Source organism: Nostoc sp. UIC 10607, assembly GCF_047228265.1.
Lineage (GTDB): Bacteria > Cyanobacteriota > Cyanobacteriia > Cyanobacteriales > Nostocaceae > Nostoc > Nostoc foliaceum_A.
Map to the genome: position 1 here is coordinate 1 of NZ_JBIQNW010000044.1, position 26,653 is coordinate 26,653.

The window sequence follows — 26,653 nt, forward strand, 5'->3', positions numbered from 1 at the left end:
TCAAGGTTCGGTTCCCTGAATGCGTCGCGTTTTCGCTCTCCGCTTCAGGCACTTATTCAATATAGCGAACCCAACTCCTTGTGTCAACTATTTTTTCCAAAATTATTTGGACGGCTTTCCTATCACTATCAAAGCCTTAGAGAGTAAGAGTTTTAGGCTATAGTATTCCTGAAAGTCACTAAGGAAGCAATAAAGTTGTGAGAAATTCTGGTGTTTTGCCGCCCTGGCTGGTTTTAGATCCACTGTTGCGTGGCTGGTTGATGGAGGATATTGGCAGGGGCGATCGCACAACAAATACACTACTAGTAGAAGATGTGACGCTAGGCTCTGCTAAATGGATCGCTAAAGCTTCAGGGATAATTGCTGGCTTACCAGTTGCTGCTAGAGTGTTTCAGATTTTGAATGAAAAAGTCAGCTTTGTGGCGGTTGCGGCTGAAGGTGCATGGTGTGAGCCGGGACAGGTAGTAGCTGAAATTTATGGTTCGCTGGATGCGCTGCTGATGGGGGAACGAGTTGCGCTCAATTTGGCTATGCGCTTGAGTGGGATTGCGACGCTGACTAATATATATGTAGAGAAAATTGCTGATTTACCTGCTCAGTTGGTGGATACGCGTAAAACTACACCAGGGCTGAGACTGTTGGAAAAGTACGCGACTGCTTTGGGTGGAGCGATTAATCACCGCATGGGGTTGGATGATGCAGTGATGATTAAGGATAATCACATTGCGGCGGCAGGGGGAATTGGAGAAGCTGTTACCCGTATTCGTTCTCAGATTCCTTATCCCTTGACTATAGAGGTTGAGACGGAAAGTTTAGAGCAGGTGAAAGAAGCTTTGCGGCACAAAGCTGACATTATTATGTTGGACAATATGCCTTTAGATATGATGGGTCAGGCGGTGCAGTTGATTCGCCAGCAGGATAGGCGAGTGAAAATTGAAGCTTCGGGGAATGTGACTTTGGAAACGATTCGCGGTGTAGCAGAGGCGGGTGTTGACTATATTTCTAGTAGTGCGCCGATTACTCAGTCGAAGTGGTTGGATTTGAGTATGAGGATTGTACTTTAAATAAATAAGCCGAATAATTCCGCCGCAAAGTTGGTGTAATCTCTCATTTTTTGAGGTTCCCAGTCTAATAAATGCAAGCAAAGTCGCCAGACTTTTTCTGCGGGGCTTATTAAATTCCTGTTTAAATTGGAATTTCAATCCAGAATTCCGTACCATTTCCTGGTTCTGATAGACAATTCAAAATTCCACCATGTTTTTCTACTACAATTTGGTAGCTAATTGATAGCCCTAGTCCTGTTCCCTTACCCACTGGTTTTGTCGTGAAGAAGGGATCGAATAACCGTTTTCTAACGTCTTCCTCCATTCCTAATCCGTTGTCAGTAATTCGAATGACCACAAATTTCCTGTCTAAAATTTCAGTACGAATTATAATTTGCGGTTTATCAGTTGTTTTTAACTTGACCATTGACTCTTCTAAAGCATCGATTGCATTTGTCAAAATATTCATAAATACTTGATTAAGCTGCCCAGGATAGCAATCAACTAAGGGTAAATTGCCATATTTTTTAACAATAGATATATCTAGCCCAATACCATTATTTTTCCAACGGTGATGCAAAATTAATAGTGTATTTTCAATTCCTTCATGAATATCAACTAGTTTTTTATCTGCTTCATCGTGACGGGAAAAATTTCGCAATCCCAAAACAATTTCACGGATACGATTAGTACCCATATTCATTGAAGACAGGAGTTTAGAAAGATCATCGGTAATAAATCCTAAATCAATTTTTTCAGCAAAATCTTGAATTTCTGCTTGGGGGGTGGGATAGTGTTGCTGATAAAGGTGTAATAGGGTTAACATCTCTTGAAAGTATTCGTTAGCATAGGTTAAGTTGCCGTGAATAAAATTAACAGGATTGTTGATTTCATGGGCAACTCCAGCTACTAATTGTCCCAAGCTAGACATTTTTTCATTCTGGATCAGTTGAGATTGAGTTTGCTGCAATTTATGCAAGGTTTCGGTGAGTTTTTCGGCTTGAGTTTGAGCAGCTAAAGTAGCAGAGCGACTTTGGGTATAAAGTTGTGCATGATCGATGGCGATCGCTAGTTGATCGCAAACAGCTTGTAGCAGGCTAATTTCACTGTTAGTCCAAATGCGACCGCCACTACAATGACTGCACACAATTGCCCCAATCTCCCCGGAATTACTCTTAACTGGTAGCAGTAGTTGAGATGTGATGCCAAATTCAGTTAAAAGTTCTTGCAAATCATGATCGAGATGTGACTTGCTCTTAATATCGTTTATACAAATTAGCTCTTGAGAGAGAAGTCTTTTGGTTAAAAAAGCACTTTTTTGCGGTGGAATACTGCCTAACATGGTTGGCAAGTTAGGGTTTCGCGCTTCATAACTAATAGTGAGGCTTGGCTGGGATGGGTGCGATAAGTAAGAAAGAAAGTAGCACCGATCAATTTGTAATAAACTACGAATTTCATTGACCGCAGTTTCTAGGATCATATCTAGGTCAAGAGAACTGCGGATTTGACTAGCTAGACGTAGTAATAAGGCTTCCCGACGGCTGAGGAGTTCTTCTCGCGCCAAGATGCGGTCAATAGCTACAGCAATATTATTAGCAATCCAATCTAATAGGTTATGAGTTGGTTCGGTAAATAATTGCTTGCTGAATAAAGCTATTATGCCAATTAGCTGCTGTTCTACTATCAGGGGATAAGCAGAAAATCTAACAATTGAGAATGTAGAATCGAGAAATTTTTCGGCATTATTGATTGATAACTGTTCGTTAACAATAGGTTGATGATTTTGAGTCATTAAGCCAATAATATTATTAGCTACAACCATGTGATTTGGGAAATCTTGTGTATCGCTCAAAGCACTGCAAGTAACGTCTGTACAATGAACACCAGCCTGTAATTGTAGCTGGTTTGTCTGTCGTTCAAATGTCCAGATACAAACAAAGGCAATATCAAGATATTGGGAAATAGTATTTGTACAGTTTTGCAGAATTTCTGCAAGTGTGCCACTTTGAGATAAGGCTAAACTGACTTCTGCACTCAAAACTGATAAGCGCGATCGCTCCAATAAAGCTAACTCTGAGAGCTTACGTTGTGTAATATCTGTACGAATTGATACATGTTGATAGGGTTTTCCATCTGGGTTCAACATTGGGGCGATCAAAGTATCCACCCAATAAAAACTGCCATCCTTGGCTTTATTTTTAATTTCTCCTTTCCATATTTTTGCTTGGGCAATAGTTTTCCATAAATTTGCAAAAAATTCTTTTGTATGATGTCCAGAATTGATAATACGATGATCTTGCCCTATAAGTTCTTCTCTAGAATATTTAGAAATCTCACAAAATTGGTCATTGACATAGGTTATTTTTCCAGTTTTATCAGTAATAGCTACCAGTGAATGGGCATTTAAGGCAAATTTAAAAGCTTCTAGTTCTTGGATAGACTTTTGTAACTCTATCTCATTCTGTTTATTAAGAGTAATGTCACGAGCTACTGCATAAATCAACTTTTCTTCGCTGAAGCCAGTTGCATTCCATGAGAACCATTTGTAAGAACCATCCCGACAAAGATAGCGGTTTTCAAAGCTGATTGCATCTACAGACTGTGTAATTTTTTGGGCTGCAACGATAGTGGATTCACGGTCATCAGGGTGAACAAATTCGATAAAAGGTTGGCTAATGAGTTGTTGCTCAGACCAACCTAGCGTTTTTGTCCATTTTGGGTTTAGATACTTAAAATAACCGTCAAAATTAGCAATACACAATAAATCTATAGAAAGTGAGAAAAATCGAGAGTATTTTTCTTCAGATTGTTTGTACCCAGATTTTACTAGTTTCATCAATTGTATAGATATCAAACTTTTTTGGTTATAGATAAGATAAATTAATACGCTTTTCGGAAATTTAATAACCATCTCAATGGGATATCATCGAGCAAGAAACTACCTAATATGAGTTCCCATGCAGACTGTTTATTTTACGAAAAATACGTAATAAAGGTGATAGCAGAGGCAAAAATTTTCTAGTAGTTTTACTGAAAAAACTAGCTAGTTATTAACTTAATTCCCTACTAAATAAAGGGTTCCCAAAAAAGGTGTAAAGTAAACATTTATATTTTGAATTAAAGATAAGAAGTGTTACGTAAGAGCAACAACTTTTATTTAACAGCATCAATCCTTTAATCTGCTTAAGATGGTTTTCCAGGTTATCGTGCTTTGCTATCTCTAGCTTGGCTAACGTGTGAGCGCTATTAACAGGACAAATACACTATGAATTGGGATGGCTGCGATCGCCAATTTCAAGACCCGTGTATTCAAACGATAACCGTAGATCACTCTAGAAGTTCCTAAGCAATACTGCCCCGCTTTCTGGCTTCTTTATACGAAGTTCCCACATTTTTCAGACCAGCTTTAATCATTTGTTGTTCGAGGAGGGCAAAAAAGCGTGCTCTATCACCACCCTTTACGACTGCTTGATTATGGGCTTCTGCGATCGCTACAGGGTAGCCATATCCTTTTTGGACTTGTGCTAGCATCAGTCCCAGCGCTTGGTCTAACATGGTTGCATTCTCTGCTACCCATGCCGGAACTTCGATTCGGGCAATTTCAGTGCCAACGTGGACGTAGCAAAAGTAAATAGTTTGGTCTCCGTAGAGTTCGAGAATGGGGGAATTACTGCGCCAAAGGGTGCTGCGTTGTCCTGGATTGAGTCGAGTTGCCCAAACAGAAGTATCTCGCAACTGTTCAAAAATTTTACAAGCTACTTTTTCTAGCTGGTTTGGGCAATAAGTTTTACAGTCTGGCACTGGATGAGGACAAGCTAACAACCGTAAAAAGTTCATTGTTTCGATGCTACGAGAAGCACTAAGATAACCCATCAAAGGAATTTTAGCCTCACGCATCTGCTGCCAAGCTTCCAGGATAGGGGGTAAAATGCGATCGCGTGCATCCAATGGCAACTGTTCTAAAAACCAGTAAACTAGGGAACCATCTACCATCGCCAATGCTGGTGCTTCGCCTTTCGCTGCACATGCAAGTTCTGCCAACACCGTTGTTTCTGAGGCAGTGCGACGGAAACTCATCCATTCTTCGGTTCTAATTCCCCACTGCCGAGACATGTATAAATCTTCCGGGCGATAAAATACCTCTGGCAAACTATCGAGTAACGGATGGCGATTTTGTCCGTAGTGTAAAACTACTCTGCCAATATTTAGGAGATAGCAGTAAGCAATTTCATGATGGTTAGGGGCAATTTGTGAACCATCAGTAGCGATGACAGTATGGATTTTTGGAGGAACTGGGATATCGATACAGGTTTCTAGCGGCTCAATTGGGGTAGCGTTAGCAAAAAGAATGCGATCGCGCCATTTTTCTTGGCGATCGATTAAATCTTGTTGAGACTCGTAAGCATTTTTAAGATGTTGTTGCGCCAATTCTAAACGCTGGCGACTGGCAGCAGCTTCTAAGGTAAGATGCTGACTTAAACCCTGCATTTGTCGCGCCAGTTTTGTCAGGTCAAGCATAGGATTTTAAATTTTATATTAAGATAAAATTGCAAATTTCGGCGTTTAAATCTCACACAAAGACGCAAAGATAACCTCTGCGTCTGTGTACTTCTATGTCTGGCGTGAGATTATCTTCATTTTTCAATGCCAAGCAGAGAAATCTTTGGCAAACTGAGACAGTGATACCAGATGAATTCGTGGATCATTTTGGGCGGCTTCCCGTTCTGCTTGGGTATTATAACCCCAGTCAGCAAGAAAGAGTTTCACATGTTCAAGGTCTGATTGCTGTTGGACTAACTGCAAAGTCTTGAGTCTATCTTCTACAAACCAAAGACTAACTTGGTTATCTCCTACTGCCTGGATTAATTCTCGCAGAATTTCATATTTAGGACGCTTGACTTCTTTACCAAAAATTGCTGCTGGTGCTAAGTTCACTCCTTCTTGTTGCAACAACTGCTGTACAAAACGCCCTTCTTTAGTTGTCACAATATATAGCTTAACCCCACTGTCAAGAGTTAATTTGATTTTTTCTATGACACCTGGATAAAATCTATGCAGACTTAGCCAACCGTCCAAATCGGTGGTAATCCATTCATCCCGTTGTTTATCTAGCTTTGCACCAATTTCTCTTGCTTGTATCTTGTCAGTTAACAAAAGTTGTGGGGCGATGCTTACCCATTCATGAAGAATTTTTTCATCAGGAATTCCATCTACCAACGCTTTGATTAAAACAGGCATTTCCCAACCTGTTTCAATTACAGGTCGTAGGCGATAGAATCTCAAAGCTAAATCATCTGGTGGTGCATCGTTAGCAGGAGACCAAATTTCACAGTAGGTACGCCATGCTACCTCAAAATATTCAATTAGTCCGTCGCAAATGACTCCATCAAAGTCTAGGGCTAAAATTGTGGGACTACCTGCTGTCATTGTTTTGAGGATGAAACTGCTGTTGCCAGCTTAACTGAACTAGCAATGATTTGTTGTATCAGAACTGTAAGCAGGAAAAATAGTCTGGATGATTGCAGGCGATCGCTCTACCACTCTTAAGTGAGTAACTCTTGATCGCATTCATGATTCCAAATTGCCTCGACCTTTTGCTTGCCAATGGTACCCCTGCGGGTACTATTACTTTGATAATCCGCAATGTCATTATTTAAATTCAGATTTCTCAGTGGAACTCCACTGACATATCAGAGGGAATTACCGGACTCCTAAAGGAAAAAACGATGCAAAATCTCCCTTTTGAATTTAGCCACGGCGGATATATCAAGGAAGAGACTGTGCAACAGAGAATAGCCTTACGTCCGCCAACGACTGAGGCGATTGATGTGGAGACAGATTTCGATTATCTCTTCCCAGATATAGCCAGAGATCCAAATAGTCTGCTTCCGGCAGACAATAACCAAGATATTATTAAAAAACTCAAAGAGCTAGGCGATGCAATAATTGACAGAGAAGGCCCTGAGCTTGAGGACGCTAACTCAAAAATACCTCCGGTTTATACTTACTGGGGACAATTTATCGATCATGATATTACTGCCAACACTGATCGGGCTGTCACAGACCTCCAAGCTGATATTACCAAAGACGATTTCAAGCCTCTGTCACCCGACTTCATAACCGATAAACTCAAGAATCTGCGTCGCCCCACTTTCGATCTTGACAGTGTTTATGGTGACGGGCCAACTCTAGACCCTAAAAACCCCACGGAAGCAAAAGACTTTTATCAAGAAGACGACCCAGTAAAACTGAAAGTTGGGCAAAACGCTGAACAAAATGCTAACGGCGACCCGATTCCTGGTGCCAAAATCCCACCAGAAAAAGATTTATCGCGCGACCTGCCACGTAATAACAGAATAGCTGCGATCGCCGACAGTCGCAACGACGAAAATCTGATTGTGGCACAGTTCCACACTGCCTTTCTGCGTTTCCACAACGCAGTAGTTGACTGGGTGCGGAAGAACGAACCGAAGAATGCCAAAGACAATAAAAAATTATTTGTTCGGGCGCAGACTCTGGTTCGTTGGCACTACCAGTGGCTTGTCGTCAATGATTTCCTTAAAACAGTGACTGCAAAAGGGACAGTGGACAACATCCTCCGCGATGGGCTGAAATTCTACCATCCCCGGCATGGAAATCTTTTCATGCCTCTAGAATTTTCCGTTGCAGCTTACCGTTTTGGACACAGTATGGTGCGGGCTGCTTATGACTACAACCGCAATTTTACAGACCAACCAGGAGCGCTGACAGATGCAACGTTTGTTTTACTTTTTGCTTTTACGGGAAAACGTGATATGGGCGGCCCGCCAGGCCCTGGCCCATCCAATACTCTACCTTTTAACTGGATTATTGAGTGGGATCGCTTTGTTGACAAAGAAAGCGCTGCCAAAAGGCAGAGAAATTCTGCACGAAAAATCGACACGCATCTTGCATTTCCTTTGTCAGAACTACTTAATGAAGGCAATGATGCACAACCTCCTATTCAACAACTTCTGAAGCACCTTGCTAAACGGAACCTATTACGTGGATATTTCCTCAGCATTCCCACCGGACAGAGCCTAGCTAAAAAACTAGGTATCAAAAAACTGACAGTGGAGGAACTTAAACAAGGTAATTCACCAGAATTGAATCAAGCCCTCGAACCTTTCCTAGAAAAGACTCCAGCGTGGTATTACGTACTGAAGGAATCCGAAGTTCGTGCAAAGGGTGACTCTTTGGGCGAAGTTGGTAGCCGCATTGTTGCTGAAACCATCATCGGCTTAATTAAGAACGACCGATCTTCCTACCTCAATGAGCGTGAGCATGGGCATGACCATGAGCACGAATTTGCTCACAAGTATGATCGGGTTTGGAACCCCTCCAAAGGTGTCAAGCTAGCAAATGGTGGTGAAATTCGTGTGATTAGTGATTTCCTGAAGTTTGCCGGAGTGCTGCCAGCATCGTCTTGTTAAGTACTGAATAACGCAGCGCCTCATGGTTAGCAAATGTGTGTAGAGACTTTCCAATACAAAGTCTCTACACGCCGAAAAATCACTGTAATTCAAAGATTATGGTGTGAGCTTTCTGTTGCTCAAAGTAAAAATACCGTATCTAGGACTGAATAATAACGCCAAAATAAAGAATCCCGATACTACTAAAACGATCGCAGGGCCAGAGGGCAAGTTATAAAAGTAGCTGAGGTACATCCCGCTAATACTAGAAATTACACCAATTACCGCCCCCAAAATCATTACATAGTTGAGACGTTTAACTAATAAATAGGCGGTTGCTCCTGGTGTAATCAAAAGTGATAATACTAAAATTACACCTACAGCTTTCATGCTGGCGACTATTGTTAAAGCTATTAGCACCATAAGCCCAAAGTTCAGCCGATTGACGGGCAAACCTGCGGCTTGAGCGCCTAAAGGATCAAAGGTGTAAAATAAAAGTTCTTTATATAATAAAACAACAACTATTAAAACAATAGCGGCAATAATAGCAGTATCGCGCACTTCATCAATGGTAACGCCGAGAATATTACCAAAAAGGAAGTGATTTAAGTCTATTTTGTTATCTTTTTGAATAACAGTAATTAGGGTGATGCCCAAGGCAAAGAATGCTGAAAATACTATGCCCATTGCCGCATCTTCTTTGATTGGCGATTGCACTCTAATCCAAGCGATCGCCATTGTACTCAAAACTCCGGCAATAAATGCCCCAACATATATATTTGCTCCTACCATAAAAGCGATCGCTAGTCCAGGCAAAACTGAGTGACTAATAGCATCACCCAGCAATGCTAGTCGTTGCACCATCAAGTAGCTGCCTACAACTGCACACAACATCCCAACTAAAATCGCAATCACGAGCGATCGCTGCATAAAGCCATACTGCAACGGCTCAATTAATGCTTGTAACATAAAAATGTCTTAAATTACGAATTACGAATTATTCATGCAGCATCCGAAAAGTACATTACTTTACCGCTATAAGCACGATGTACATTCTCTTCTGTGAGTACTTGTTGCCGTGAACCTGTGGCGATTAATTCACGATTTAATAATATTAAGTCATCGAAGTGAGCGATTGATTCCCCTAAGTCATGGTTGACTACTAGCACGATTTTGTTATCGGCGGCGAGTTCATGGAACACTTCAAAAATCACTGACTGGGTTTTTTGATCAATACCTACTAGAGGTTCATCAAAGCAGAAGATTTCTGCTTGCTGTGTTAAAGCACGGGCTAAAAATACCCGTTGTTGTTGTCCTCCTGATAATTGTCCAATGGGGCGATCGCAATATTCGCTCATTCCAACTCTTTCTATGGCATTTTTTGCTACTTGGCGACTAACTGCCGAGAAGCTACGCAACCAGCCTGTCTTCTTTACTCTTCCCATCATGACTACATCCCAGACGGTGGCGGGGTAAGTCCAGTCAATTTGGCTACGTTGTGGTACATAAGCAACTTTCTCTAGTTGTTGCATCAAGGGTTTGCCTTGGCATAGCACCGTACCACTACTGACAGGAACCAAGCCTAACATTGCTTTCATCAGCGTACTTTTACCGGCACCGTTGGGGCCAAAAATACCCGTCAGTTTTCCAGGTTTGACGATACAGTTAACGTCCCTTAAGGCTTCTTGTGTCCGGTAGTATACCCCTAGATGGGCAACGCTAATTGCTGCTTTGGAACTCATATCAAAAGCTTTAATAGTTTTTGCAGGCATTTCCTCTATTTTTGTCTGGGATAAGCGAGATTTTGCAGGAAAAGAGACGTTTTTCATAATCTGGTTTAAATATTTATTTCTTGAGCTTACTATAAAAATGAGAGAAATATGAAAAAATCTATAATTAGATGTAATATCCAAGATAAATGAAACTAATACTAGAGATAGAGACTACTAATCCTTACGGCAAGGAAATAATCAGCAGGATGAAGGGAAAAATTCTTTTCCGGCTTTGTTTGGGAATACTTATGCCTTTGGCATTACTCAGTTGTACCCAGAAAGACTCTAAGTTCAACACTGCCAAGGGAGATAAGCCGCGAGTAGTTGCAACTAGTACTATCATTGCTGATTTGGCACAAGAGGTTGCAGGAGATGAAATTCAACTAAGTGCAATCTTGAAACCGGGTACTGATCCTCATGTTTACGAACCAGTACCAGCAGACAGTAGAGTTTTGGAAGAAGCTGACTTGATTTTGTATAACGGCTACAACCTGGAACCGGGGTTGATTAAATTAATGAATGCTTCTGGTGGTAAGGCGCAAAAATTAGCTGTGGGGGAAGCAGTCAAATCTTTGCAGCTTGATAAAGGTAAAGGAGAAGTTGTGCCAGATCCGCACGTTTGGGGTAGTGCAGAAAATGCGATCGCAATGACGAATGCGATTCGGGATGGGTTGATTGAGTTATCACCTGAAGATAGAGAAAAATTTACTCAAAAGGCATCGCAACTTACTAATGAATTAAAACAATTGCATAGCTGGATAAATCAACAGATTCAAACTATCCCCACAGATAAGCGGAAACTAGTGACAACCCATGATGCATTCCAATATTATGGACGTGCTTATGGGATTGCGATCGCAGGTACTTTAATTGGCATTAGTACCGAAGAACAACCAAGCGCTCAAACAGTCCAGCGATTGGTAGAGTCAATTAAAAAAATCGGTGTTTCTGCAATTTTTGCTGAGACTACAATTAACCCCGCTTTAATTAAAACTGTTGCCCAAGAAGCAGGGGTGAAATTAGCGCCAAATCAACTCTATTCTGATTCAATTGGTGCCAAGGGAAGTCCAGGAGATTCTTACATCAAAATGATGGAGGCGAATACCCGCACAATTGTAGAAGCATTGGGGGGGAAATATACGCCATTTCAACTAAAGAAGTAAATTCATCAAAATTAATATCTAACCTAAGACATGTTTTGCTCAAATCTCTTCTCAAAGTCTCTCCAGAGAAAGAACTATTTGTAACTTCGATTTTCTACAGTGTTATTAGTAAAGCTACATTGTTGAATACCTGAAAAACCATGACTGATAAAAATCAAGAAAATCAAATTAATCAACCAGTAAGTGAAGATACACATTTACGAGAAGAACCGAACGTCAAAGAAAGAAACTTAACAGCGAATCCAGGAGATAGAATCGCTGATGAGTCTCAATCTATTGAAGAAAAAGCTCAACAGGTAGCTGTGGATGATGTACCAGACATTACAGGTGACAAGATTACAGTCCCAACTTATTTCGTTGTAGATGAACCCGACGGCGAAAAGAAAGCACTCCACCACGTTAAAGATGCTGAAGAGATTTCTGACGTAATTCGGCAAGCACGAGTTGACGAAAATGGAAATCGAATTTGGTGGTAGCCGTTCATTGAATAGAAACGGGGACACAGGGACACAGAGAGTTCTTTCTTTGCGTCCTCGTATCTGTCTTTTTTGAGCAAGTTAGTCTATTTAGTGAGGCAAACAAAATCTGGAAATTCTGCCAGGATCAATGGTGATGGCAAATGTCACAACTACCAAAGAGTTGAAATATTGGAGTACGCCAGAAATTAAAAATAAAATTTTAGAACTTGTTAAGGGCCACAATGTAGAGCCGTTAAAAGTCAAAGTAGAATTTTATAAAAATGAATTAGCACCATATTTTACAGAGTTGAGCAGACGTAACCCGTTTGATAAGGTTGCAGAGCAAGTGGCGATCATCACGGGAGACAATTGTCGAATCGAAATTTAAAGAAGCAACACCAAATATAGAGTTACAGCAAGAACTCAAATTAAAAGATATGGACAGAAATACTGTCAAAAAATTTGAAAAAGCTTACCTAGCTACTTCTTTTTTAGAGCATATATATATAGATAATGACTTTCGGTTAGTTAAGAGTCAACGAGAAGCAACACAGCGGCCAAGTTATACCATTGCTGTTCGCAAACGTTGAACTAACAAAATTTTTTAATGCTATGCCACCACTACAACGACAAGTTACTTCTAGCGACAGCTATAACTACCTGCTATTCTTGCCCGGTGGGGTACATCCAGACGGAGGCGATGGCGTTCCGCCCACCGTAGGCGATGTCTACGACGGGCTACGCCTACGCAACGAAACACAAGAGCTACTTTTGCCAACGATCCTGTTTTTACATGGCGCAGGTGAGAGAGGTTCTAACTTAGATAATGTGAAAAGGCACGGTGTCGCCAAGATTGTAGAACAACAGTCGGATTTCCCCTTTATTGTCATTTCACCCCAATGTCCGCAGGGTGAATATTGGAATGTAAAGCGATTAGGTACCCTTCTTGATGAGGTTATTGCATCCTATCCTGTTGATCCAAATCGAGTTTACCTAACCGGCTTAAGCATGGGTGGTTACGGAACATGGCATTTAGCAGCAGTTCAGCCAGAACGATTTGCTGCGATCGCGCCTATCTGTGGCGGTGGTAATCCACAAGCAGCACGTAAACTGAAAAATCTTCCTGTGTGGGCGTTTCACGGAGCCAAAGATAATGTAGTTCCCTTAAGTGAGTCAGAAATCATGGTTTCTGCACTCAAAGCCTGTGACGGGAATGTAAAATTTACAGTTTACCCAGAAGCCAATCACGACTCGTGGACGCAGACATATAATAATCCAGAGTTGTATGAGTGGTTTTTACGGCATCAGCGACAGAAGGCAGTAAATAAAAGCTCTTAAACAATATTTAGTTTAATTAACTGAAAAAATCTTCATAGCCGACGATCGCAGATGCGCCCCTTTGTGAAGCTTCGGATCTATCGTTTATAGCGATCGCAATAAAACGAAGCAGCATCGTTACCGGAAAGCTGTGAGTTAAATTTGCCAGAATTTACGCAAGGTAGATTGCTACAACTTCAACATATTTTCATCAAAAATACTTTTTAGCGCCCAAATATTAAAACTTTTAAGAAGTCGTCACTTGCACATTTGACATCAGAATATATAGCTTCAATAATGTTTTTACGTAAAAATCCATACTTGTATAGGAATCCTATTTGATTTTTGCTAAATATACTGAGAGTCAAAACCCTGGCTAGCTCTCAGTCAGCTTGGCTTTTACAAATCAAATGAGATTGCTATATCAACTGGCATTAATAGGGTTGCATTATGCTTTTTTTAAATTCACCAACTAGCTTAAAAACTAGCCAAAAAAACAATAAAATATGCAGAAGTTTTTGGACTCATAGTAACATTGTGCTGCTCACTGGATATTTAATCACTTTACCGATTTGTACATTGTTAACTTTATCCTTATTATTGCCCTTATTAACTGCTAGCTTATTCGCTCCCATTGGAACCTCGCACCACTCTACATCGATTCCTTGGATAGATGATGCATCTGAATGTGAACATACTGGCAGAAACTGGCGCGATCGCAAGTGTTGGGATCATCAACATAATCCCATGTACTAAAATGAGATACAAACTCTTTTGACAATTGCCTAATTTGACAAAACAGGCAAACAGCCGAGGAATTAGATCAAAATGGATATGTAGCCTGTTGTTTGTCCAACCTTGAATCAACCTAACTTCGTGCGCAATCTGCAAGAAACTCATTTAAATCGTGCCCGCGCCAGTCTCAGACAAGCGCTGTCTTGGTATGGATATCTTCGCAAGTCAGGGCAGTTGTCATCTAACCCAGAATTAGTAGGTTTGATGAAACCAGAATTGGAAGCTTTGAATTCCACACTCAACAAACTGGATTCTAACGTCATTAGAATTGCCGCTTTTGGCTTGGTGAGTCGGGGAAAGTCAGCAGTTTTAAATGCCTTGCTGGGAGATAAGATTCTGCAAACTGGGCCTCTGAACGGTGTCACTCAATGGCCCCGTTCCGTCCGTTGGCAGCCAGGAGGTAAGGTACTAGTAGAGTTAATTGATACCCCAGGATTAGATGAAATTGAGGGTGAGTCACGGGCGGACATGGCACGAGAAGTCGTGCATCAGGCTGATTTGATTTTGTTTGTTGTGTCTGGTGATATCACACGCACTGAGTATCAAGCACTCCTGGAATTAAGGCAAGCACAAAAACCTCTGATTTTGGTGTTTAACAAAATTGACCTTTACCCAGATACAGACCAGGGAGCAATTTATCAAAATTTGCAACAACTGGGTGCTGGACATCCTGAAGCAAAACCTCTACTACCGGATGAAATTGTGATGGTGGCGGCGGAACCAGCACCAATGGAAGTACGGGTTGAATGGGCTGATGGGCGTGTTAGTTATGAATGGGAGACACCACCGCCACAAGTAGACGAACTCAAACAGACAATTCTGAATATTCTCAATCGAGAAGGGCGATCGCTGCTGGCTTTAAATGCACTCATTCAAGCACGGGATGCAGAAGCCGCGATCGCTCAAAAAACCATCGATTTACGCGAACAAGAAGCCGAAGATATCATTTGGCAATTTACCAAATACAAAGCTTTGGCAGTAATGCTCAATCCCATCGCCTTCTTAGACATTCTTGGCGGGACTGTCGCCGATTTGGCTTTAATTCGCGCTCTAGCTAGATTGTATGGTTTGCCGATGACTAGCTATGAAGCCGGGAAAATTTTAAAAACGATTTTATTTAGTTCTGGTGGCTTGCTACTGGGAGAATTAGGTAGCAGTTTGCTTTTGGGTTTAAGTAAAAGTACTGCTGCAATAACCAGCGGTGACAATCCCAGCAATATTACTGCCTTTGCTGGCAGTGCGATCGCTCAAGCTGGTATCGCTGGTTATGGTGCATACTCCGTTGGCAAAGCCGCTCAGGTGTATCTCGAAAAAGGCTGCACTTGGGGACAGTTGGGCGCTAGCAGCGTCATTCAAGAAATTCTCTCTCAAGTTGACCAAAATACAATTCTGTATCGCTTGCGACAAGAGTTAGGCATAAAATATTGAGAATAAATAAAAATTGTTTCCTTTTTGTTGCCGTTTATAAGTGATTATCAACTTCTATCAAACTCTTCTGACAATTGACTGACATTCCGAATTTGGAATGCAAGACTGAAAAGATGACCACCTCTACTAGTGATTCCAATTAGTGGAATTCCCCTAGCTTTTTAAATCAAAGGTGACAAGAGGGCAATTCCCACTCAAATTACCTAAAAAGATGACGGTGTTCACCACCACCTCTTATGGGAAGCCTATCTAAACTGGAAATGTGAGGTTCCTGGGGTCATTGAAAGCTCACAGTGAATATCTATACTCTGTAAATTAAAGGTAAAAGTATCATGACAACTACCCTAAACTCATTTGAAACTGCTGGGGCGACAAATCTTGAAGAAGCTATTACTGAAGCCATTACTGAAGCCCGGACAACTTGTGAGCTAAATGGCAGTGATTCTGCTGGTTGTGCCGTAGCCTGGGATATTGTGGAAGAATTACAAGCTGAAAAAGCTGATCAACAGCAAGCAAAATCAAAGAAAACCTCTTTGGATAATTATTGCGATCGCCATCCAGATTCCGTAGAATGTCTAATTTATGACGTTTAACTTTTCCGTAAATCAGTTGTTGCTGACTGCGTTATTTGCTTAATTGCTTCTAAATCAGGTAGTGGTGTTTCACTTTCCATTCCCAACCACAAAAGATATTCAATATTCCCAGCCGGGCCAGTGATCGGCGACCAAGTTAAGCCTTTGTATTTCCATCCTAATTGGTGCGCTGCTTGCAACACCTGGAAAATGGCATCAGCTTGGTCGTTTGGATCACGCACAACGCCTTTTTTACCCACACGGGATCTGCCAACTTCAAACTGTGGCTTGACTAATAACACAGCTTCCCGGTTCGCTTGAGTTAACTGCCATAAAGCAGGCAGAATCTTGGTTAAAGAAATAAACGATACATCGACCACCGCCAAATCAGGAATCGGGTCATCGTCGCCATATAGCTCATCTGGTCGTAGTTGCCGTAAATTGGTGCGTTCCCGCAAAATCACCCGCGAATCATTTCGTAACCGCCAGTCAACTTGCCCGTAACCGACATCAATTCCGTAAACTTGTTTTGCTCCAGCTTGTAAGAGGCAATCAGTAAAACCACCAGTAGAAATCCCACCATCTAAACAAATGCGTTCTGCTACGGGAATGGCAAATACTGATAAAGCTTTAGAGAGTTTTTCACCGCCTCTAGAAACAAAAGGCGATCGCTCTTTAATGTTTATTTGCGCTGCAATATCAACTTCTGTACCAGGTTTATCAACTAACTGCTGATTAACAGTAACTTCCCCCGCCTGAATTAGTCGTTGTGCTAAGGCGCGAGAAGAACATAAATTTAGCTCTACTAATAGTGTATCGAGTCGCTGTTTAGCCAATTAACTAGACTCTCCTGGTAAGATTAAAGTCAAAGCACGATTGATAATTTCTTCTTGGTTAACCAGCTTTTCTAATTCTTGGGCTTCATAACGACCTTCTTCTATTTCTAAGGAAGCCTCATCAATGGCATTTAAATAGGCTTCTGCTAAAATTTCTAATAATTCTTCTGGTGTAAGATAATAGCCTCCAGCTTTGCGTCGCTTGTTTTCCCGCTGAATTTCCCGAACCGAATTCCGAATAGAGACTTCCCAAGAGCGAGTCGTGCGATTTTCAGCTTGTTGTTTAATCAGATGCAACAGCAAAATCACTGCATAGCTACGAATCGTCTTGATGATATCATTTCGGCTCATCTCCTCTAATTCTTCAACTATAATCAATGCTCCTTGAACATCGCCCTTAACAAGCAAGTCTTTCAGAGTGAATAATTCTTCCATAATCAGCGCCTCAAACATCGGCAACTTCTATTGTGGCTTATAGCGGTTCTAGTCTAGATAAGATAGGCTAATGCGTTTCATCTAGGAGCGATCGCTACTTAATGTATTATTCTTTGCAAATACACAATATTCAGATAATTAAGATACAGCAAAACCCGTGTATTGTCGTAGTTCAGCAGGATGGAAACCCAAGACAGTATCTTCGCGCAAAATACCCGCTTCTAATAATGCCTCTGCTACTGGCTGGGAAGTACCATCATATTGAATCCACACTTTATCATTAATAATATCTATATGTACCACCGAACCGTGTACGCGGCGCACTCCATCCCAACCGACATGTAACACTTCGTAGTGGTCTCGCTCCGAGTCAATGACTGCTTCTGTCTCTATTTGACCGTTAGCAGGTTTGTGACTAGCATAGTCAAATATCAACTGACGAATAATTTCACGATACCGAGCTAGCTTATCCATCTGATAATCCTTTCTAGTTGCTCGTCAAAGACAATTAGGTTTATTCCTATACTATTAAGAATTAGCTGACCAAAGCGTTCGGAAAATATACCTTCGTAAACCCGCTTGGGAACTGCTAAATAAAGTTGGCGTTTTGGTTGTAGTTCTTTAAGCACGCTGCGATAAACTTCATTGAGACGACAAATAGTTTTTTGCTTTAAGAAAAGTAAACGCACCTTGCCAATCAAGCCAAAGTGCGATGTCTGTAAAGTATGCTTACGCAAACTTTGTTTGTATAGTTCCGCGATTTTTAGTCACCAAGGCTAGATGCTAAATATCCTGTTCGCTCAACTCGCGTGTGATGTGATCAAAAGGTTCATCCACAAAAGCAGTATTAACCACACCTGCTGCTGCTACTTGCTCCTTAATCAGATCCTTGAGAATCTGGATACCGCGAACCGTAGGCCCAATAGGTACTCCTAGAGAATTGTAAGTTTCTCGTAGCCCTTGTAGCACTCGTTCATCCAACACATTTGTATTTCCTGCAACCAGCGCATAGGTGGCGTAGCGCAGATAGTACTCCATATCCCGCAGACAAGCTGCATAACGACGAGTTGTATAAGCATTTCCACCAGGGCGAATCAATTCTGGCAGTTCTTCAAATAACCTCAAACCAGCTTGCTTGACAAGTGCAGCCGCATTAGAATTTATCGCCGCCGCTGCTTGTACTCGTGCTGTACCACTGTCAAAGTAAGACTTCAGGCTATCGATCGCATTCCGGTCAAAATACCGACCAGCTAAGTCATAATTCTTAATTAAACTTGTTACCGCATCGCGCATTCCTTCTTCTCCCAATCATTACTATTTATGGTTTGATATTTATTTGGCTGCACTTATGCACCAGTAAATTTTTGTGCTATTAAAAATAGATTCGGCACAAAAACAATTTATCCACTATCTATGGATTCTATGCCAAAGTTGACCCCTATATGATGAACTTTCCAGTTTTGTACAGATGATCCCTGAAAGGTTAATATAACCTGATAATCCAGATATCTGTAGCACAAACTACAAAATCAGCTAATGTCTAGTATTTAAGATATTTCTGGTGTGTCACGGTCTGATTGAGATCAGCAGGGTTAGGATGCAATGTAAGATTCTGGGTTTACTTTAGGAAATTGGTAGAGAAGGAGTAACAATGACAACACCACAAGAACTCTTGAAGAAAATTCAAGATGAAAAAATTCAGCTGATTGATCTCAAATTCATCGATACAGTAGGGACTTGGCAGCACCTCACACTGTACCAAAATCAAATCGATGAGACTGCATTCACTGATGGCGTAGCTTTTGACGGTTCCAGCATTCGGGGTTGGAAAGCGATCAACGAATCGGACATGACAATGGTACTCGACCCCAACACTGCTTGGATCGACCCATTTATGGAAGTCCCGACACTAAGTATAATTTGTAGTATTAAAGACCCCCGCACGGGTGAACCGTACAACCGTTGCCCACGCGTTATTGCCCAAAAAGCAATAGATTACCTGGTTTCCAGTGGTCTTGGTGATACAGCCTTCTTTGGCCCTGAAGCTGAGTTCTTTATCTTTGATAGTGCTAGGTTTGCCCAAACTGCTAACGAAGGCTATTACTTCTTAGACTCCGAAGAAGGTGCTTGGAATTCCGGTAAAGCCGGTACAGATGAAAAACCCAACTTGGGTTACAAACCACGCTTCAAAGAAGGTTATTTCCCAGTTTCACCAACGGATTCTTTCCAAGATATCCGTACAGAGATGCTGTTGACAATGGCAGAATTAGGTGTGCCCATTGAAAAGCATCACCACGAAGTTGCTACTGGTGGTCAGTGCGAACTAGGTTTTCGTTTTGGTAAATTGATCGAAGCGGCTGACTGGTTGATGATTTACAAATATGTCATCAAGAACGTTGCCAAGAAATACGGCAAAACCGTCACCTTCATGCCAAAACCGATTTTTGGCGATAACGGTTCGGGAATGCACTGTCACCAGTCTATTTGGAAGGATGGCAAACCTCTGTTTGCAGGTGATAAGTATGCTGGTTTGAGCGATATGGCGTTGTACTACATTGGTGGTCTTCTCAAACACGCACCAGCGCTCTTGGCAATTACCAATCCTAGTACCAACTCATACAAGCGCTTAGTACCTGGTTATGAAGCTCCTGTTAACTTGGCTTACTCCGAAGGGAACCGTTCTGCTTCTATCCGTATTCCTCTATCTGGTAAGAACCCCAAAGCCAAGCGTTTAGAATTCCGTTGTCCAGATGCTACATCTAACCCCTACTTGGCATTTGCTGCAATGCTTTGTGCTGGTATCGATGGCATCAAGAACAAAATACATCCTGGTGAACCCTTAGATAAGAATATCTATGAACTCTCTCCAGAGGAGCTTGCAAAGGTTCCCTCAACTCCAAGTTCTTTAGAACTGGCATTGCAAGCACTAGAAAACGATCACGGTTTCTTGACAGAATCAGGCGTATTCACGGAAGACTTTATCGAAAATTGGATTGACTACAAGCTTAACGAAGCCAAGCAGTTGCAGCTGCGTCCTCATCCCTACGAGTTTTACCTCTACTACGATGCTTAATGAAGAGTCGTATCTAAGTAAAAAGTAATAAGTTTTGCCACCCTAAAGTAGAGGGTGGCTTTTTTTTCCAGACTTGTCAGTTGAGACATTCAATCAAAAAATCCAACTTATGACTCCTGAAACTTAGCTCATAGAAGCATGGCTGGGGCCATAAATCATCCGACTGCTAGCATCTACCTTCCCTTGAATTGGGTTCCAGTAGTGAGATACTTCTTCAGGAAGACCAAGTTCTTGTGCCGCACGCATCAGCATTGATTGTTGGCGATTCTTGACTTGTTGATGTTCACGCACCATTAATGCACGAGATTTATCTGCAATAGACATAACCATAGTCCTCTCTATTTCGTGAATATATAATTTTTGGTTCTTTCTATAAACTACTATAACAAAAATTCTGTAACATAGGCTACTTTTTACATAAATTTATATTTGCTTTTGTTGACAATCTCAGATATTTTTTCCCAAAGCTGGAAAAATCTTCCCTAATCTACCTTTAATGTCTAAAAACATCTGACTTCGGATTTATCTCACCTCAAAAACACACCTCTCTGAAGACGGAACGTTTATTCGTTACTCTTATTTACACTTAAAAGGTCTGAGACTTAAGTGCAACTCAAGTGATTAGTTTTTGTAACCTTTACTCTTTTTTTCACTGACGCGGCACAAATACAGTAGTTGCAAAAAATTAAGTTACGATCAAATACATATTTACAAAAATTTACATAATCTATGACAGTTACCTACCCACGTAAATTTCAGAATGTTTTGGGTGCCAGAGAGGTATTGAAACGGGTAGTATGCGATCGCGAAATCCATCTAATTACCCTCAACCGCTACCGTTACAGTGAACAACGCAGTTGCAAAGACCTGACTGACCTAATTGAAAAACTGAATGGACAGCCACGGGAACTGGTGCGGGATTTGTCTCATCACATTTCGGATGAAGCTCGTCATGCCATGTGGCTGACTGACTTGTTGGCAGAACTGGGAGCAGATATTGGTAAGCCGCCCGGTTCTTCCTATATCAATGAATTTGAACGCCTGCTCGACCACGAACAACAAGATCCAGTCCAAAACCTTGAAGATTTCGTGATTTCTTCCCTTGCTGCAATTAATGCCACAGAAAAACGGGGCTGTGAGTATTTTTCTGCCCACATTTATGCACTCAAGCAAGCACCGGAGACAGAAGAAAACATCAAAATTCGGGAAACGATTGAAAAAATTCTCCCAGAGGAAGCAGGACATGTCCGGTGGGGTAATCGCTGGCTAGGAGAACTTGCACGTAAGAGTCCAGAACATCAGCAGAAAGTAGAGCAAGCCAAGCAAAAATATACTGCAATTGAACAAGCGGCTTTTGAAGCTGGAATGGATATCACCTTGGGAGCCGAACTGCGACGAGTTGCCAACCTGGTGGAAGTGGCAAATACCATGCCGCTTTGGCAACGTCCCCAGTACCTGATGGAACGTTTACCCCAGACTTTGCTAGCGCCTGAGTTGCAATTTACTAGGATGCAGGCTGCACAAAAGGCTTGGCAGCGCGATCCACAGATGTTTATTGAGAAGTTTGTGCCGATGTTCCTCAACGGCATCCAGGGAAGAGAAAATAACCGCAAGAAAACATCTGTATGAAATAAATTGGGCATTGGGAAAGAAGAAGCAGGAGAGAGTGTCAATTCCCCCTGCTCATTGCCTCCTTCCCCTCTGCCTCTTAAAATTCCCCATTCCCTTTTCTTTAAATAAAATTCATCTAAAAAGGGCAAATGCAAAATTTTGCATCTGCCCTTGGGTGTAGAATAATAAAGATGACTAAGATCGTCTAGCAAATCCCTCTTAATATTTATTTTGTCGGGAGCTATCTACGAGGAGAACGAAGCAGGGTGTAAGAGTAGGTCAAGAATAGTAAGATTCGTTGCCAAATGCAATATAACTTGTACTACTTATGCGAATCTATGCCCTAGATAAGCTCAGATGAAACGAAAGGGATTTTATGCTTCGGTAAAAGACGCTAAACAGGTGTCGGAGTGAAGATCAATTAGTTGCTGATGTAGATAATCAGCTACTTAATGTATGAGAAAACCTATTGGGGAATAAAGTGGAGTTGGCTTAAGGCTGTTTCCTCAACAAGCAAAATGTTTGAATTAAATGTGCTTTAGATTAACTGATAGCCTAAGTAACATCTATTTCTAGAGCCGTTGAGGATTGAGACACAGAGCTTCCCAGGAATATGAGCAACAGTGGTGTAGCTTTTGAGGAGTTGGTAATGCTGTTGATCAAGGCACTTAATTTAATTTGCGTTTTGATCGCTAGGATTGAGACCAACTTATGATATACAAAGCTTGCAGTTGAAATACTAAGCGATCGCTGAAGATTTTCGTGTGTCAACTGTATATATCTCTGCCAGAAAAGCTGTGCAAAAGACTTTAGCACAACATCGTGTTTTCTGGTAATTTGGTTCCTTTGAAAAAAAAGGCATTACCCTAGGGTAGTTAAACCACAGCATAGATATTTCCGGATTTTTGCGTCACTTCTCTGCGTCCACTACCGCGATGACGTGGCGCATCATCTGGATTTTGTTCAGATGCCGCCGAGAGCCACTGTTCCGAAGCAGACGTGGAAAGCAGCCCATAGGATAAGTGATTGACCATTGCTTGGTAGTTAGAAGCTAAGGGGCCGAACACCAGACTCGAGACTAAAAGTGAAATGGCAGCACGCATAGCAGATGTCTATTTTGGAACTCTCCACTTCACTGATACTTAGCTTTTTGATTAATATCCGGACAATTCACCAAAAAGTATTGTGTTTTACTGAAAATAAACTCTTCTTATCCTCCGTTTAAATGTTCGACTAATAACCAATTACCAAAGTGGTTCTGACGACCCCACAATGTAACTAATTGTTCGTGAGGATAAGCGCGTAATTGCTCGTCGATATGCGATCGCAAAGTCACAAGCTGCCAATTTTGACCTTGATATGCGGTTGGTGCTGTGACAGTGAATCTGTATTCCTGCTGATCCAAGCGGTAAAAAATGCCTTTAAAACAGTTACTTTCCTGAATTAATACCTTGCCAAAAGCAGAGTCAGGGTTCTCATCCCACGATGGGCAAGGGCAATTACCATTAGCTGGATAGGCTTGTGGGTTATTTAAGTAATACAGTTGCCAATGCAGCCAATCCGAACGATTGGGTGGAAGATTAAACAAAGGAATAATTGCTGTTTTTGAGCGATTATCTTCCAATAAAGCTGTTTGCAGCGCCCTAACAGGTAAATCCCTTGGCTGGCAGTTTAACTCAACACACATCGCTGCTGCCATCCCTGCTGCTTGACCAATGCCCATAACCACGGGTTGTAATCTGGTGGCCCCATTGGCAATGTGGGAGACAGAAATATTTTTTTCACAAACCAAGAAACCATCTGTTGTGGCTGGAATTAAGGAACTGTAGGGAATTGTAAAGGGAGTTCCAGTCCAACGTCCCCCCCATCGGATAGATTTAGTTTGCAGTGGGAACTGAACACCAGGATAATGATGGTCATTAGCATAGTTACCAACAGCGATCGCTTCTCCTGTCGGAGAGGCTTCGCGTAGCTTACTTCCACGAAGTGGTACGCAAAACCTCGCATCATTAAATATAGATGCAACTCTACCTCCAGCAATCGGCAAAATATCCTGTTCTCGGACAGTAGTTAGCCCTACTAAGCGGCGGCTTTCCCGGTAATAGGGATGTAGTGCAAAAGCTGTAGGGGTGTGAGGAAATACTTTTTCTGCTAAACCATAGCGACGACCAAGCTGATTTTGGATAAAATGGGCAAAGTTTTGGCTGTGCCAGCGAGATTCTTGGATGAATTCACCTCTGGTTACACCTGACTCTATCAACCGCCCTACTCCTTCGCCGTAGTCATTGCCACAGATTGGCCAATTAATCATGAATCGGCCACCAGGCAAACGTCCATAGTTCAAAAACGTCTCTGCTCCATAGCTATCCCAAGCACCTGTAAACTGGGATGGATTATAGTTAGGCGCAGCCGGAATTTCTGGTGCCGCAGCTACGCCCGTCGTAGACATCGTTTCACCAAAATCTTGCATAATCACTACATAAGTGGGCGCTTGCACCGGATATCTCTTGGTTAGAGAGTTAAAAGAGACTGGAGCGCTGGGTTCTCCCCACTCAGATTGCAATTCCCAGCCCCAGCGGTAAGGTATCTCACCTAAAGCCAATAAATCTCCCAATTCTGTGCCGTCGAGAATAATCTTGGCCATGACAGCAAAATCAGCAAAGCGCACACCAGTAATAGAATCACCCTGACGGAACACTTCTATTGGCACTTCTCCAGAAATCCAGTGCAAATTTGGTAATTCGCGCACCCAATCGGCAAAAATCTCTGCTCCAATCTGAGGATCGTAACTAAAAAAGCTTACCCAACTGTTATCTAATCCACCTGGCTGTCGTTGTCGCAATTCCTGCAAAAACGCACCCCATAATCCTGTTTGAAAGGCTTCTAATTCATTGCCATCGGGTGCAGATACTCCAGCCGAAGTCAGCATTCCCCCTAACCAAGGAAATTCACTCACCAGAATCGTTTTGGCTCCCCGTCGCGCCGCTTGGATAGCAGCGGCAGTGCCTCCGGTTCCCCCACCGACAACTAAGACATCAGCTGTGTATGTCTGATTAACCATCGCTTAACCTCACTGGAGTTTCGATATATTCTCCTCAGATAGCTTGGCATCAAACAAGATAAATTATTTTATTTTTCGGATACTGAGCATTAAAAGTTTTCAAGCGAAACTGGTAGGAGCTAACGCAGAACAAATTATTCCTCCTGATTCGATTTAGCAACTTTCTGTGCTGTATCCGCAATTCTCAGGTTCAACAGTATTTTGTCTTGCTAACCTTTTGATATACGATCACCTATATCTGAGTTATCTCGGTAGATATAGCAATTTTATTTATTCCTATTTACATAGTTTGATTTTTTCACGCCGCCCTACTTAGATAAATCATGTCAGGAAAAATCAACTTTTTTATCTAGATATCTATATACGACTTTTGTAAAAATTAGATAATTTCAATTTTGGCACTCAGCAAGCAGAAAGATTGTAGCAAAGTTATTACTTTTAGTTTATGCATCAGAGAATACAATATGAAATTCTTTAATGGCAAAGCTTACAAAGAATTTTATGATGGCTGGATATTATGCATAGGATTTAGGATTATGTGTAATAATGCCTTGAATTTTTGAGCCAGACTCATGAGAACTGATTCTAAGTGGATATGAATAAATCAAACTTGTATATACAGCTCAAGATAGAGGTTGTGACTATATATTGGTATTTAAGATTAATATAAACCTTCTTTATCGATTACTAGCATTAAGTAAAATCATATCTTATGTTTAATAATTGTTTAAAAAAAAATGATGAATTAAGTATAAACAAAAACAGTAATGTCTCAAATGTTGATCTAGCACTTTTAATAGATCAAATCAAAAGTAATATCTGGCTATTTGGTATTCCATCTTGGCTTTTTGGAATAACAGATAGAAGTATAGCTGCATTTGCTGATGGTTACTTATCTCCCATAGAAATATTTCAGCTATTTACAGCCTCTTTCTTTTTTATAAGTTGGCTATATCTCAAGCCTGATGAAAGCTTCAACAGCAATGATCTAGGGCCCAGCCAATATCAAGAATATCTCGCTCGTACTCAAGCTAACAAACTTCAAGTTAAAAAGCTGCACATGATTAGCCAGGAGTACATTTTACCGTTCCCTTATATTTGCCAAATTTATCATCTATTGAACTTAAGGCATTTGGAAACAGTTCATAACTTTAGCCTTAATAACCTGAAAATTTTTCAAATTAGCCACTTTCAGCCGACAAATACTGGTGGAATAATCAAATTCCAAACAATATTAGACTCGCCAGCTAATCCTTTAAGAATTTGGCGACAACCGATTGTAGAGGTAGATTTAATATTACATACACCCTACACTGTTGAACTGAGTATTCCAGTCTACAATAACAAAAGAATAATTGTGATATTTCATGCTTTCCCGTTAAATGACTCAGAACATCAGTTCTTTATTGATATTTATAGTGATCTAGAGTGGCCAAAGCCATTATTACAAATAATCTTGCATTTTGCTTCTTGTTTGACACTCTTTGAAGATTTACCATATCTGAGAGCTTTAGCTGAGAAAAATATAGGGCGTTTATTCAACTTAAACAGGACTTCAAATCATGAGACTGCGTTGCTGTTTAAAAGATTCGTTGAGCTATATGGTTCGAGTGGTGAACCAACTAAATTACTTGAGGGAAGGGAAGAGAGTTAGGAGTG

26 protein-coding genes are annotated in these 26,653 nt (G+C 41.3%); 13 read left to right on the forward strand and 13 right to left on the reverse strand.

All coding sequences use genetic code 11. The features are described from left to right. Positions 1-197: 197 nt before the first annotated feature. A complete protein-coding gene (gene nadC, locus ACEYW6_RS26265; RefSeq protein ID WP_412982069.1) occupies positions 198-1,064 on the forward strand; it encodes a carboxylating nicotinate-nucleotide diphosphorylase in 867 nt (288 codons plus the stop codon). A gap of 121 nt (positions 1,065-1,185) precedes the next feature. On the opposite strand, the gene ACEYW6_RS26270 is transcribed toward nadC, so the two are convergent. The 3 genes from ACEYW6_RS26270 to ACEYW6_RS26280 all read right to left on the reverse strand — a co-directional run bounded on the left by ACEYW6_RS26270 (position 1,186) and on the right by ACEYW6_RS26280 (position 6,470). Further along, a complete protein-coding gene (locus ACEYW6_RS26270; protein WP_412982070.1) occupies positions 1,186-3,879 on the reverse strand; it encodes a PAS domain S-box protein in 2,694 nt (897 codons plus the stop codon). 506 nt (positions 3,880-4,385) lie between these two features. After that, positions 4,386-5,561 (reverse strand): DNA double-strand break repair nuclease NurA, encoded by a 1,176-nt coding sequence (locus ACEYW6_RS26275; protein WP_412982071.1) that lies wholly within the window; start codon positions 5,559-5,561, stop codon positions 4,386-4,388. Between the two features lie 123 nt (positions 5,562-5,684). Beyond that, a complete protein-coding gene (locus ACEYW6_RS26280; RefSeq protein ID WP_196512899.1) occupies positions 5,685-6,470 on the reverse strand; it encodes an HAD family hydrolase in 786 nt (261 codons plus the stop codon). A gap of 299 nt (positions 6,471-6,769) precedes the next feature. On the opposite strand from ACEYW6_RS26280, the gene ACEYW6_RS26285 reads away from it, so the two are divergent. Then, positions 6,770-8,494, forward strand: a complete 1,725-nt coding sequence (locus tag ACEYW6_RS26285; RefSeq protein ID WP_412982072.1) for a peroxidase family protein — start codon at positions 6,770-6,772, stop codon at positions 8,492-8,494. A 96-nt stretch (positions 8,495-8,590) separates the two neighbouring features. Here ACEYW6_RS26285 and ACEYW6_RS26290 read toward each other — a convergent pair whose 3' ends face one another. Beyond that, on the reverse strand, positions 8,591-9,442 hold the full coding sequence (locus tag ACEYW6_RS26290; RefSeq protein ID WP_412982073.1) for a metal ABC transporter permease: 852 nt from the start codon (positions 9,440-9,442) through the stop codon (positions 8,591-8,593). 32 nt (positions 9,443-9,474) lie between these two features. Further along, the gene (locus tag ACEYW6_RS26295) at positions 9,475-10,245 is read right to left on the reverse strand and encodes a metal ABC transporter ATP-binding protein (RefSeq protein WP_390625507.1); all 771 of its coding nucleotides are present in this window, start codon (positions 10,243-10,245) and stop codon (positions 9,475-9,477) included. Positions 10,246-10,391: 146 nt separating this feature from the next. On the opposite strand from ACEYW6_RS26295, the gene ACEYW6_RS26300 reads away from it, so the two are divergent. From ACEYW6_RS26300 to ACEYW6_RS26335, 8 genes are all read left to right on the forward strand, one after another. Then, positions 10,392-11,408 carry a metal ABC transporter substrate-binding protein gene (locus ACEYW6_RS26300; protein ID WP_412982074.1) on the forward strand — a complete coding sequence of 339 codons (1,017 nt, stop codon included), beginning with the start codon at positions 10,392-10,394 and terminating at the stop codon, positions 11,406-11,408. Positions 11,409-11,548: 140 nt separating this feature from the next. Further along, positions 11,549-11,884 (forward strand): hypothetical protein, encoded by a 336-nt coding sequence (locus ACEYW6_RS26305; protein WP_190897299.1) that lies wholly within the window; start codon positions 11,549-11,551, stop codon positions 11,882-11,884. 136 nt (positions 11,885-12,020) lie between these two features. Further along, positions 12,021-12,254 (forward strand): hypothetical protein, encoded by a 234-nt coding sequence (locus ACEYW6_RS26310; RefSeq protein ID WP_412982075.1) that lies wholly within the window; start codon positions 12,021-12,023, stop codon positions 12,252-12,254. Positions 12,255-12,303: 49 nt separating this feature from the next. After that, positions 12,304-12,456, forward strand: coding sequence for a hypothetical protein (locus tag ACEYW6_RS26315; RefSeq protein ID WP_412982076.1), 153 nt, complete (start codon positions 12,304-12,306; stop codon positions 12,454-12,456). Between the two features lie 22 nt (positions 12,457-12,478). Beyond that, positions 12,479-13,204, forward strand: a complete 726-nt coding sequence (locus tag ACEYW6_RS26320; RefSeq protein WP_412982077.1) for a prolyl oligopeptidase family serine peptidase — start codon at positions 12,479-12,481, stop codon at positions 13,202-13,204. Positions 13,205-13,633: 429 nt separating this feature from the next. Further along, positions 13,634-13,939 carry a hypothetical protein gene (locus ACEYW6_RS26325; RefSeq protein WP_412982078.1) on the forward strand — a complete coding sequence of 102 codons (306 nt, stop codon included), beginning with the start codon at positions 13,634-13,636 and terminating at the stop codon, positions 13,937-13,939. Positions 13,940-14,059: 120 nt separating this feature from the next. Continuing rightward, on the forward strand, positions 14,060-15,406 hold the full coding sequence (locus tag ACEYW6_RS26330; protein ID WP_412982079.1) for a GTP-binding protein: 1,347 nt from the start codon (positions 14,060-14,062) through the stop codon (positions 15,404-15,406). 332 nt (positions 15,407-15,738) lie between these two features. Continuing rightward, positions 15,739-15,999, forward strand: coding sequence for a Calvin cycle protein CP12 (locus ACEYW6_RS26335; protein WP_190897289.1), 261 nt, complete (start codon positions 15,739-15,741; stop codon positions 15,997-15,999). On the opposite strand, the gene ACEYW6_RS26340 is transcribed toward ACEYW6_RS26335, so the two are convergent. The 5 genes from ACEYW6_RS26340 to apcB form a co-directional block, all read right to left on the reverse strand. Beyond that, positions 15,996-16,814, reverse strand: a complete 819-nt coding sequence (locus ACEYW6_RS26340) for a TlyA family RNA methyltransferase (protein WP_412982080.1) — start codon at positions 16,812-16,814, stop codon at positions 15,996-15,998. The two genes, ACEYW6_RS26335 and ACEYW6_RS26340, sit on opposite strands and share 4 nt — an antisense overlap. After that, a complete protein-coding gene (locus ACEYW6_RS26345; RefSeq protein WP_412982103.1) occupies positions 16,815-17,249 on the reverse strand; it encodes a DUF29 family protein in 435 nt (144 codons plus the stop codon). 138 nt (positions 17,250-17,387) lie between these two features. Further along, positions 17,388-17,723 (reverse strand): XisI protein, encoded by a 336-nt coding sequence (locus ACEYW6_RS26350; protein ID WP_412982081.1) that lies wholly within the window; start codon positions 17,721-17,723, stop codon positions 17,388-17,390. Next, positions 17,711-17,986, reverse strand: a complete 276-nt coding sequence (locus ACEYW6_RS26355; protein WP_412982082.1) for an element excision factor XisH family protein — start codon at positions 17,984-17,986, stop codon at positions 17,711-17,713. The genes ACEYW6_RS26350 and ACEYW6_RS26355 overlap by 13 nt, the downstream gene beginning before the upstream one ends. A gap of 46 nt (positions 17,987-18,032) precedes the next feature. Then, entirely contained in the window at positions 18,033-18,542 is a 510-nt protein-coding gene (gene apcB / locus ACEYW6_RS26360; protein WP_190897283.1) for an allophycocyanin subunit beta, read from the reverse strand. A 358-nt stretch (positions 18,543-18,900) separates the two neighbouring features. Here apcB and glnA point away from each other — a divergent pair, with 358 nt between their 5' ends. After that, positions 18,901-20,322, forward strand: coding sequence for a type I glutamate--ammonia ligase (gene glnA / locus ACEYW6_RS26365; RefSeq protein WP_190897281.1), 1,422 nt, complete (start codon positions 18,901-18,903; stop codon positions 20,320-20,322). Positions 20,323-20,445: 123 nt separating this feature from the next. Here the strand turns inward: glnA and ACEYW6_RS26370 are convergent, their stop codons facing one another. Then, positions 20,446-20,646 carry a hypothetical protein gene (locus ACEYW6_RS26370; RefSeq protein WP_012411649.1) on the reverse strand — a complete coding sequence of 67 codons (201 nt, stop codon included), beginning with the start codon at positions 20,644-20,646 and terminating at the stop codon, positions 20,446-20,448. 405 nt (positions 20,647-21,051) lie between these two features. Between ACEYW6_RS26370 and ACEYW6_RS26375 the strand changes: the two genes are divergently transcribed. Beyond that, positions 21,052-21,951 (forward strand): ferritin-like domain-containing protein, encoded by a 900-nt coding sequence (locus ACEYW6_RS26375; RefSeq protein ID WP_412982083.1) that lies wholly within the window; start codon positions 21,052-21,054, stop codon positions 21,949-21,951. 857 nt (positions 21,952-22,808) lie between these two features. Here the strand turns inward: ACEYW6_RS26375 and patX are convergent. Both patX and ACEYW6_RS26385 read right to left on the reverse strand, forming a co-directional pair. Further along, positions 22,809-23,036, reverse strand: a complete 228-nt coding sequence (gene patX / locus ACEYW6_RS26380; RefSeq protein ID WP_412982084.1) for a heterocyst-inhibiting protein PatX — start codon at positions 23,034-23,036, stop codon at positions 22,809-22,811. Positions 23,037-23,143: 107 nt separating this feature from the next. Then, positions 23,144-24,994, reverse strand: coding sequence for an FAD-dependent oxidoreductase (locus ACEYW6_RS26385; RefSeq protein ID WP_412982085.1), 1,851 nt, complete (start codon positions 24,992-24,994; stop codon positions 23,144-23,146). A gap of 712 nt (positions 24,995-25,706) precedes the next feature. Here ACEYW6_RS26385 and ACEYW6_RS26390 point away from each other — a divergent pair. Continuing rightward, positions 25,707-26,648 (forward strand): hypothetical protein, encoded by a 942-nt coding sequence (locus ACEYW6_RS26390; RefSeq protein ID WP_412982086.1) that lies wholly within the window; start codon positions 25,707-25,709, stop codon positions 26,646-26,648. Positions 26,649-26,653: the final 5 nt, after the last annotated feature.